This is a genomic window from Armatimonas sp., from assembly GCF_031410135.1.
In the GTDB taxonomy this organism is placed as follows: domain Bacteria; phylum Armatimonadota; class Armatimonadia; order Armatimonadales; family Armatimonadaceae; genus Armatimonas.
The window spans coordinates 1-8,475 of the sequence record NZ_JANNYP010000329.1 but is presented as its reverse complement, the minus strand read 5'-3'; the positions used below and the strand labels follow the sequence as shown (position 1 = coordinate 8,475).

The following is an 8,475-nucleotide window of genomic DNA, read 5'->3' as shown; positions in this document are numbered from 1 at the left end:
ATCGTCACATTGTGGGTGGGGGAGTAGAGGCTCCCCGTATTGCTGGCAACCACGCGGATGCTCACAAACGCGGGCTGCATTCCCCCCGGCAGGTGCGGCCCCGCCAGAGCCCAGACGAATTTTTTTGCATCGCCCTCACGTGGCAAAACCGAGACCAGCTTGAGAGTCACGCGCCGCTCGCCGCCCGCTGGGATGGGAAACACCCGCGCCCGCAGTAGCCCCTGTCCCACATAGCTCAGCAGCGCCGGGTCGCGCCGCTGCCGGACAATTTCCTCGTAGACCCGCGTGGCCTCGTCTTTACCCAGAACCCGCGCCTCGAACTTCTGCTCTCCATCGTACATGGCAAAGTCCCGCACGGTCGCACCGCTGGGGATCGGGAAGACAAAGTCCGCCTCGCCCTGCACTGTGGCGGCGTTCTTAAAGACATGCGAGACCTCCACCGTAGCGATCCCGTCTTTAATGTCCGCGTTGAGTGTGACCGACGAAACCGTGATCATCGGCGTGGGGCGTGGTGGAAGTGGAAACGGGCGCGGCGGCACGGGACGAACCGGAGGCTGGGAGCCGGGCAGCTGTGCCCAAACGGCCCCGAGATTGGCAAGAAGACCCGCTCCCAAGACTTGCAGGGCGCGGCGACGGCTAAATGCATTTTCCATAGTGCTCTCTTAGTACCATGGAACATCAAAAAGGTTCAAGCGGATATACTAGCCCTATGATAATTGATGAGAGCTGGTACACACGCCCCGTAAGCGGCGTCCGAGATCGCCTCGCGGCGGGTGGGATTATTGTGCGCAAAGACGAGAACGGAAACCTCTGGATCGCGCTGACGACCGGGGAAGACATCAAAGGTACGACTGCGTATATCCTTCCCAAAGGCGGTGTGGATAAAGGCGAGGAGATCGAGACAGCAGCGCGGCGTGAGATTGAGGAGGAGGCGGGTTTCTCCCAGCTCCAGCTCATCGAGGCGCTTGGCATCCGCGAGCGGCTGAGCTTTGACAGGACCCGCTGGACGACGACGCACTACTTTCTCTACACGACAGACGAGACTGACCCACAGCCTACCGAAGTAGCCCGGGGCTATATCACGCGCTGGTTTGAGTTTTCCCAGCCCCTGCCACCGATGTTCTGGCCGGAACAAGCTGCCTTAGTCGAGACGCATCGGGAACGGATTTTAGCGCTCGCTGTATCGTAAGCATGATCCATGTCACCCTGGTTGCGACAAGTCTAGACAGCAGCTCTAAGTCCCAGCGACTCGCCCGCCATGCCGCCGATTTGCTCGCGGAGCACAGTGTTTCGCACACACTTCTTGACCTGCGCGACTCCCCGGAGCTTTCTGGGCCGCTGTACCAGGCCACGCATATCATCTTCGCCGTCCCTATCTACAACTTCGACGTGAACGCGGCGGCAAAGCAGGTGATCGAGGATCATGGGGGAGCGCTGGAGGGCAAGACCGTGGGCTTTCTCTGCCAGGCGGGCGGCCAGCGCAGCTACATGAGCGTCCTAAACTTTGCCAACGACCTGATGCTGGACTTTCGCTGCTGGATCGTCCCGCGCTTTGTCTACGCCACCGGCAACGACTTTGACGGCGATGCGCTGGGTGAGAGCATTCAGCACCGCGTCGCCGAACTGGTAGACACCCTCTTGAAAGGAAACCAATAACTCATGAACCCCTATATCCAGCGCTATATCTTAAGCGGCCTGCGTGCCACGCCGCAGGTCTACGCCAAGCTCTTAGAGGGCATTACGGAAGAAGAAGCGGATCGCCGTCCCGACCCGGAGCGCTTCAGTATTCGCGAGGCGATCGCGCACATGGCGGACTGGGACGAGATCTTTCGCACGCGCGGCGAGCGAATCCGTGACGAAGAAGTCCCACTTTTGCCCGGCTTCGACGAAGGCCAGCTCGCCCTTGAGCGCAACTACGCCGCGATGCCCGTCGCGGAGTCGCTGGAGCGCTTTATTGCGAGCCGGGCTGCACTACTGGCATTTTTTGAGAGCCTCACCCCCGAGCAGTGGAAGCGCCATGGGAACCGTGATGAGATCGGGATGATTGACCTCAGCGATCTCTCCATCATGATCCTGGGCCATGACGGCTATCACTCAGAGCAGTTCATCCGCTACCGCGAGGTCTGAACTTTCTGCACCAGTAGGCAGCCGGTAAGAAACGCGGCGGACGAGAGCAAGAACGCTACCGTGTAGCCCTGCCCCGGACCAAGCCGGTTGCCCGCATCCACGAGCAAGCCCACAGCCCCCGTGAGAACCTGCGGCGTGGAAACACTTGCCTGCCAGATGCCCATGTCTTTCGCCGCATCCTTTGGGTTGGGCAACACATCGGCGGCGAGGGCGTAGGAGGCGGAGAGGTAGATGCCATAGGCCAGCCCAAAGACCAGCGCGACGCAAAAGATCACGGTGAAGTTGGGAATCAGCGCAAAGGGAATCAGCGCAGCGGACATCACCCAGCCGCAGATCCCGATCGTTTTCTTGCGCCCGACAGAGTCCACCAGCCTTGCCGCAATCCCGGAGCCAATCGCCCCCGAGAGCGAGATCGCGAGCGCCGCCGCGAGCGCCCCGTTCTTCGGCTTGCCCAAGTCTAGCCCAAAGAGCGTGAGCTGCCGAACTCGATCTGAGAGATAGTTACTGACATATAATAAGATTAAATAGAATCCAAAAGCCACTAAAAACCGCGCCAGCCAGACCCAGCGAAAGTCGGGTGAGCGAAACGGCTCGATCCAGGATTGTAAAGAGAGCTTGGGCAGCACCTGAAGCGGCTCGTTTTCGTGGCGCTCCGGGGCGGCGGGCTCGTGCCAGATAGCGAGGGTAATCAGAGCGCAGATGATATTGATCACCGCCACGGCGATATAGATCAACGCGATCTTGCCCAGCCCGAGTCCGATTCCCACGGCGACGATCTGTGCGATCAGCTGGAGCATGCTCAGAATCCCGCTGGCCTTGCCCCGGTGATTCTCGGGCACTTGGTCGTAGATCAGGGCGGCGTAGGGGCCGGTCGCCACATCGTCGGAGATTTGCAAGAACAGATAGGCAATCGCCATGAAAACGAGCGAGTTCGCCTGCCCGAGAAGAAGGAGCGCAACACTGGTGAGCGCCGCGCCAATGGCCAGAAACGGACGGCGACGGCCAAAGCGGGTCTGCGTACGATCTGAGAGCCAGCCCATGACCGCAGGGCCGATCATGGCCTCAAACGCCCCAATAGCGACAATGATCCCCCACGCTCCGTTTTTCTCCCCGCCCGGCACGACCTCCGCCACTTGGAGAGGCTGGAGCAGAAAGAGCACGAACCACTTCAGGCTGGTGACAAACCAGTACGCGCCGGTTCCCAGGTACCAAAACGGCTTGTCCTGAAATGTTTTCACGCAAGCCCCCTAACCCCCGCCCGGCGGGGGGAATATAGGGATATTTCTGATTTGTTCCCCCGTTGCACGGGGGGTAGGGGGGGAATCTTACTCATCGCCACGCAGCTCGGCGACTTCTTTAGCCCATTTCTTGAGAACTGCTTTGCGTTTCACCTTCAGGGTGGGCGTTAGCTCGCCGGTGTCAATGGAGAAGACAGCATTGATCAGTGTGAACTTCTTGACTTTCTCAAAGTCGGCCAGTGTAGTGGAGTTTGCATCAATCTCAGACTTGATCTTTTTCTTATGCTCCGCCTCGGGGATACCTGCCTCGCGTAGCTTGTCTAAATTGGGGACGATTAATGCCGTGATGGAGTTTTGTTTGTCGCCAATCAGCACGATCTCAGTGATAAAGGGGGAGTTTTTGAGCTTGGTCTCAATGGGTACCGGAGAGACATTCTTGCCATTGGCAAGCACTATAATGTCTTTCTTTCGATCCGTGATCTTCAGGTAGCCGTCTTGGCTTAGCTCGCCGATATCGCCGGTGTGGAGCCAGCCCTCGTCGTCAATCATGTCCCGCGTGGCCTGCTCGTTGTTCCAGTAGCCCTTCATCACATTGGGGCCACGGTAGCAGATCTCGCCGTCGGGAGCGATCTTGACCTCGCCCTCATTAATCACTTGCCCGACGGTTCCCAGACGCACGGCATGTCCGGGGTTGATCGAGATCACGGGCGAGGTCTCGGTGAGGCCGTAGCCCTCCAGTAAGTTCATGCCCAGCGCCCGCCAGAAGAGCGCTGTCTCCGGGTTGAGTGCCGCGCCGCCGGAAACCAAGAGCCGGAACTTGCCGCCAAACTCCTCGCGGATCTTGGGGAAGACGAGTTTTTCGCCCGTGGCACGCTGTAGACTCAGCGCCATTCCCGGACTCTTGCCCGCTTGCTCCGCACGGATGCACTCTTTAGCGGCCTCCAGTGACTTGGTAAAGATCGCAAAGCGCATCTCGCCCGCCTTCTCCGCCGCGCCCACAACCCGCTCCTGCATCATCTCCCAGAGGCGGGGAACGCAGAGCATGATGGTGGGCTGAAGAGTTTTCATCTCCTCGGAGAGCGTCTTGACACCTTCAGAGTAGGCCGTTGCGGCACCCGTGCCAAGCGAGAGATAGCAGCCGATGCGCTCAAAGGAGTGCGAGAGCGGCAAGAACGAGAGAAAAAGATCGTGGGAATCTACTGTCACGCCGCCTTTGGAGAAGAGCGCCAGGGCATTGACGACATTACTGGTGAAGTTGTTGTGGGTCAGCATCGCGCCCTTGGGATCGCCGGTTGTCCCCGATGTGTAGATTAGGGCTGCCGTATCATGGGGCTGAACTGCCTGACATGTTGCGGCGTACTCACCGGGGCCAAAGGGGCTTGCTTGCCCACGCTCCAGAAGCTGGGTAAACGAGATCGCATCGCCGTCGGCCTCACCCATCACCACGAGCTGGGTGAGACTCGGGCACTCCGTTTGTGCAACACGGGCATTGGCCAGCAGCTTGGCATTGCCCGCGATGAGAATCTTGGCGCTACTGTCATTGACAATAAAAGCCACTTGCGGCGGCGGAAGCGTCGGGTAGATAGACGTGTTGATTGCGCCGAGTGCCTGGCATGCCAGATCGGTCATCACCCACTCCGGCTGGTTCTCGGCGTAGATCGCCACCCGGTCACCGTGCACGATCCCCAAGCTCCGCAGGCCTGCCGCCGTTGTCTCGACTTTGGCGGCCAGCTCGGTGTAGGTAATGTCGTGCCACTCCCGGTTTTCCCGGTAGCGCATCGCCACGGCGCTGCCATGCGCGGCGACGGTCTTTTGAAAATACTGTGTCAGTGTCTGCTCTGTCATTGTCTTTTGTCCTCTTGGCTTCCCATTTAGCCATCGTAGCGGCAAAAACCTGCCGCACAGAGCCACGCGAGAGTCAGGAGTGCAGCGCTTCCCAGAGCCCAGTGCAACATTGCGAGTGTAATGACGTTTTCCATGCCTTGCATTTTAGGCCAAGGACTACCCACCCGGCGCAGGGCATTGGGCCCAATTTACGCCGGGGAAAGTCCTAGAAAACGTGAGCACTTTCCCTATTTTCCCGTGAGAAGCGCATCGCTCCGCTCGTGCAGCTTCTGTTGATACTCACCGTAACCGTACTTCACATGGCCATCCGCAAAGGCGATATTGGGCGCTCCATGACGTGTCTTCGTAAGCGGCGGGCGCGGCTTTTGGTCAGGCGCATCGGTTTCATAGAGAAGAATCGTCTCCGGGGGATTTTCCAGCGCATCCAGATTAACTTTGGAGAGACGCGGCTCCATCGCGTAGCCGTCGCCAATTTTTGCATCCAAACAAACCACCAGCTTGCCTGGTTTCAGATATGTACGAATGGCTTCGCGCCAGTGAGCCGCATCCGGGAGATGGTTCTTGTGCTCCTCCGCATAGGCAAGCAGAGCTCGCGAGAGGTCTTCTAAGGTCTCGTGACAGGCTTGTTTCCTAGGCATGAGACGTGCCGACGATATGACATGGGCAAACTCAGAAATGAAGACGGCACCAAACAGACCCGCAACGGCGATACAGCCGAACTTGGTGCCGATACTTTGTTCACGCCAAGTGCCCATTGCTTCTCCTCACTCATCTCGCTGGTTGAAATCAGCGAGATGAGTTATGTGGCTTACTCTGCGGCTGCGGTGAGGCGCTTCTTGGCCTCGGCGTAGACCTCGGGGCTCAGCGGTCCGCGGGAGGCGGCGAGGACGTTGTCGGCGAGGTGGGCGGGGTTCTTGGTGCCGACAATATTGGTGTGCATCCCCGGATGGGTGTTGGTGAAGCGCAGGAGCCACTGGGTGCGACTCTCGCCCTCGTCGAGTAGCTCATCGAGGTTGGCTTTCTCCCAGCTCGTCCAGCGGTCCGTGTTGCCCAGACCTGCGCCGGGCTCGCCGCGTGCCACACCGCCTCGGATGATCACGCCCGCCCCTGAGTCGGCGGCGGCTTGGATGGCGTCCTCGTGGACGCGCTCCAGCGCTGAGTAGGGAATCTGGAAGACATCAAAGACCCCGGAGGCGATGTAGCTCTCGATATGCGGGTGCGTGGAGCTAATCCCGATCCAGCGGACTTTGCCTTGCGCCTTCATCTCTTGAAGTGCCGCGACAAGCTCGCCCGCCTCGGTCTGCTCGACGCTCGGATTGTGAAGCTGCATCACGTCCACGTAGTCGGTCTTCATGCGCTCTAGGCTCTCGTGCAGGCCCCGGAAGAGATTTTCTTTCGTCCAGATATGGGGCGTCTCGTCGGTGTGCTCGTCTTTATGGACAACCGTGCAGCCGCACTTGGTCGCCAGCACATACTCGCTCCGCCGGTTCGCCAGATACTTGCCGATAAACTCCTCGGAGCGCCCGTAGTCGTTCGACGTGTCAATAAACGTAATCCCCGAGTCTAAGACGGCGTTCAGAATCGTGTCGGCCTCTAACTCCGTCACGGCCCGTCCGCCCCAGATACGCGTGCCGCGCACTTCCATCGCGCCGTAGCCCAGCTTGGTGACGGTCAGCCCCGTCCGGCCAAAAATGTTTGTTGGAATTCCCATAGTGCAATTGTACCTCTCTCCGCGCCTTAGAGCGTGACCCTCTCCGGCTTCGCGAAGAGGGTCACGAGGAGGGGCTACCGTTTCGCTTCATTCAAGTTCGCCCCCAGAGTCTTCTCGGCGGCGTTGTAGAACGTGTCCTTGTCCTTGATCACGGCCTGGGGCGGGAGTGCGGGGCTCAGGGTTTTCGTGCCGGGGACTTTCTTGACGGCGGTGCCGATTGCCATGAACTCGATTAGGCCGTTGCCTAAGTTGTAGACATAGGTCTTGATCCCCACCACATCATCGGCCCCGACCAGCTCGGCGTCGGCTTTGATGCGGCGGATCGCGTTCTCACGGGCTTCATAGATAAGCGAGCTCAGCTCAGGGATCTCGCCGCGCACGAAAGACTTAAAGGCGGCGGTGAAGCTGCCCACAAAACCGAGGGAGTACACAGAGACGCCTAAGACAAGCTGGATCGGCTGGTAGCCCATGTACCAGACATTCCAAAGCTCCTCGTTGGTCAGGTCACTCGTGATAGGCGTCTCAAAGTGGCGCGGGTCGAGATCCGCGTGGCGCGAGGCGGTTCCTACCATCACCATCTCCTGCATTCCGTTCAGCGGCAGGATAGTCGTCTGGATTCCGAGTACGGCGTTAGCACCTACCGTGCGCGCCTCCTCGGTGATGCGCGTGAGCGCCCGGTGCCGTGTTGCGTTGAAGACATCGGAGAACTCTTTTACCTCGCCGCGTGCCAGCGAGCGCAGACCGCCCATCACCCCTCCACCGATCCCAATCGAGTAGGCCACATTGCCAAAAGCGAACTTGATCGGCATGAAGCCACAGTCGAGCTGACAGTAGAGCTCTTGGCCATCCGCTGATGTCGAGAACGCCAGCTTATCGGACTTCGCGCCCTCATGGTGGATGCACGAGCCAATCGAGAGAAACTCGACGTTGCCGGACTGCCAGATCAGCTCACTGGAAACGCCCGTGATCCCGATCCCGCCATGATGCTCGGCCTCTTTGGTCATCCGTGTCAGAGCGCTCTGTCGTCCCTCGTGGACAATCTGCGTCACCTGCTCGATCTCGCCGCCCATCATGGTCTTGAAGCCTGCCCCCACCGAGCCCACAAAGCCCATGGAGTAGACACTGTTGCCAATCACCAGCTCGCCGGGTGCGAAGCCCTTCAGGTGCAAGCAGAACATCTCGTTGCCGGAAAGCCCGGTCATAATCGCCATAATAAAAAACCTCTGGCGAGTGGGACACTGCCCAAGAGCGTTCGGTTGCGCCTATTTTCGCCGTCTTCGTAGGGCCAGCCCGATTAACCCCAGCGTGCCGAGTGCCAGTGTCCCTGGCTCCGGCGCGGCGGCGCTAGAAGATAGGGAAGATGCTGAGGAAAGCGCGAAGCCACGGTACTGTGCTCCGTCATTGGTAAAGATATAGCCGTTGGAGTAGCTAAACGAGTAAGCGGTTGCGTTGGCGTTTTCGAGGAGCCGTAAATCCCCGACACGACTGCCTTTGCTATCCCAGGCATAGACCATATCGCTCCCCTCCAGATAGGTAAGGTAGTAGGAGCCGAAA

At 59.3% G+C, this 8,475-nt stretch carries 10 protein-coding genes; 3 read left to right on the top strand and 7 right to left on the bottom strand.

All coding sequences use genetic code 11. From position 1 onward, the window contains the following. Positions 1 to 653 (bottom strand): VIT domain-containing protein (locus RMO15_RS11960; RefSeq protein WP_309712545.1); only part of this gene is annotated, 653 nt, incomplete at its 3' end. 56 nt (positions 654 to 709) lie between these two features. Here RMO15_RS11960 and RMO15_RS11955 point away from each other — a divergent pair. The 3 genes from RMO15_RS11955 to RMO15_RS11945 are packed head-to-tail and all read left to right on the top strand — an operon-like array spanning position 710 to position 2,127. Beyond that, a complete protein-coding gene (locus RMO15_RS11955; protein WP_309712542.1) occupies positions 710 to 1,189 on the top strand; it encodes an NUDIX hydrolase in 480 nt (159 codons plus the stop codon). A 2-nt stretch (positions 1,190 to 1,191) separates the two neighbouring features. Beyond that, on the top strand, positions 1,192 to 1,656 hold the full coding sequence (locus RMO15_RS11950) for an NAD(P)H-dependent oxidoreductase (protein WP_309712539.1): 465 nt from the start codon (positions 1,192 to 1,194) through the stop codon (positions 1,654 to 1,656). Positions 1,657 to 1,659: 3 nt separating this feature from the next. Then, on the top strand, positions 1,660 to 2,127 hold the full coding sequence (locus tag RMO15_RS11945) for a DinB family protein (RefSeq protein ID WP_309712536.1): 468 nt from the start codon (positions 1,660 to 1,662) through the stop codon (positions 2,125 to 2,127). Here the strand turns inward: RMO15_RS11945 and RMO15_RS11940 are convergent. From RMO15_RS11940 to RMO15_RS11915, 6 genes are all read right to left on the bottom strand, one after another. Further along, positions 2,112 to 3,365, bottom strand: a complete 1,254-nt coding sequence (locus RMO15_RS11940; protein WP_309712534.1) for an MFS transporter — start codon at positions 3,363 to 3,365, stop codon at positions 2,112 to 2,114. The genes RMO15_RS11945 and RMO15_RS11940 overlap by 16 nt on opposite strands. A gap of 87 nt (positions 3,366 to 3,452) precedes the next feature. Further along, entirely contained in the window at positions 3,453 to 5,210 is a 1,758-nt protein-coding gene (locus RMO15_RS11935) for a long-chain fatty acid--CoA ligase (protein ID WP_309712531.1), read from the bottom strand. Positions 5,211 to 5,437: 227 nt separating this feature from the next. Beyond that, positions 5,438 to 5,965 carry a hypothetical protein gene (locus tag RMO15_RS11930; RefSeq protein ID WP_309712528.1) on the bottom strand — a complete coding sequence of 176 codons (528 nt, stop codon included), beginning with the start codon at positions 5,963 to 5,965 and terminating at the stop codon, positions 5,438 to 5,440. A gap of 53 nt (positions 5,966 to 6,018) precedes the next feature. Continuing rightward, positions 6,019 to 6,921 carry an aldo/keto reductase gene (locus RMO15_RS11925; protein ID WP_309712526.1) on the bottom strand — a complete coding sequence of 301 codons (903 nt, stop codon included), beginning with the start codon at positions 6,919 to 6,921 and terminating at the stop codon, positions 6,019 to 6,021. Positions 6,922 to 6,995: 74 nt separating this feature from the next. Further along, on the bottom strand, positions 6,996 to 8,132 hold the full coding sequence (locus tag RMO15_RS11920) for a heavy metal-binding domain-containing protein (RefSeq protein WP_309712523.1): 1,137 nt from the start codon (positions 8,130 to 8,132) through the stop codon (positions 6,996 to 6,998). A gap of 51 nt (positions 8,133 to 8,183) precedes the next feature. Next, positions 8,184 to 8,475: PEP-CTERM sorting domain-containing protein (locus RMO15_RS11915; protein WP_309712520.1), on the bottom strand; the 292-nt coding region annotated here is incomplete at its 5' end.

Coding starts and splice junctions, on each gene's coding strand:
- RMO15_RS11920 (WP_309712523.1), bottom strand. CDS start 8,132: ATGGCGATTATGACCGGGCTTTCCGGCAACGAGATGTTCTGCTTGCAC.
- RMO15_RS11950 (WP_309712539.1), top strand. CDS start 1,192: ATGATCCATGTCACCCTGGTTGCGACAAGTCTAGACAGCAGCTCTAAG.
- RMO15_RS11935 (WP_309712531.1), bottom strand. CDS start 5,210: ATGACAGAGCAGACACTGACACAGTATTTTCAAAAGACCGTCGCCGCG.
- RMO15_RS11955 (WP_309712542.1), top strand. CDS start 710: ATGATAATTGATGAGAGCTGGTACACACGCCCCGTAAGCGGCGTCCGA.
- RMO15_RS11930 (WP_309712528.1), bottom strand. CDS start 5,965: ATGGGCACTTGGCGTGAACAAAGTATCGGCACCAAGTTCGGCTGTATC.
- RMO15_RS11925 (WP_309712526.1), bottom strand. CDS start 6,921: ATGGGAATTCCAACAAACATTTTTGGCCGGACGGGGCTGACCGTCACC.
- RMO15_RS11945 (WP_309712536.1), top strand. CDS start 1,660: ATGAACCCCTATATCCAGCGCTATATCTTAAGCGGCCTGCGTGCCACG.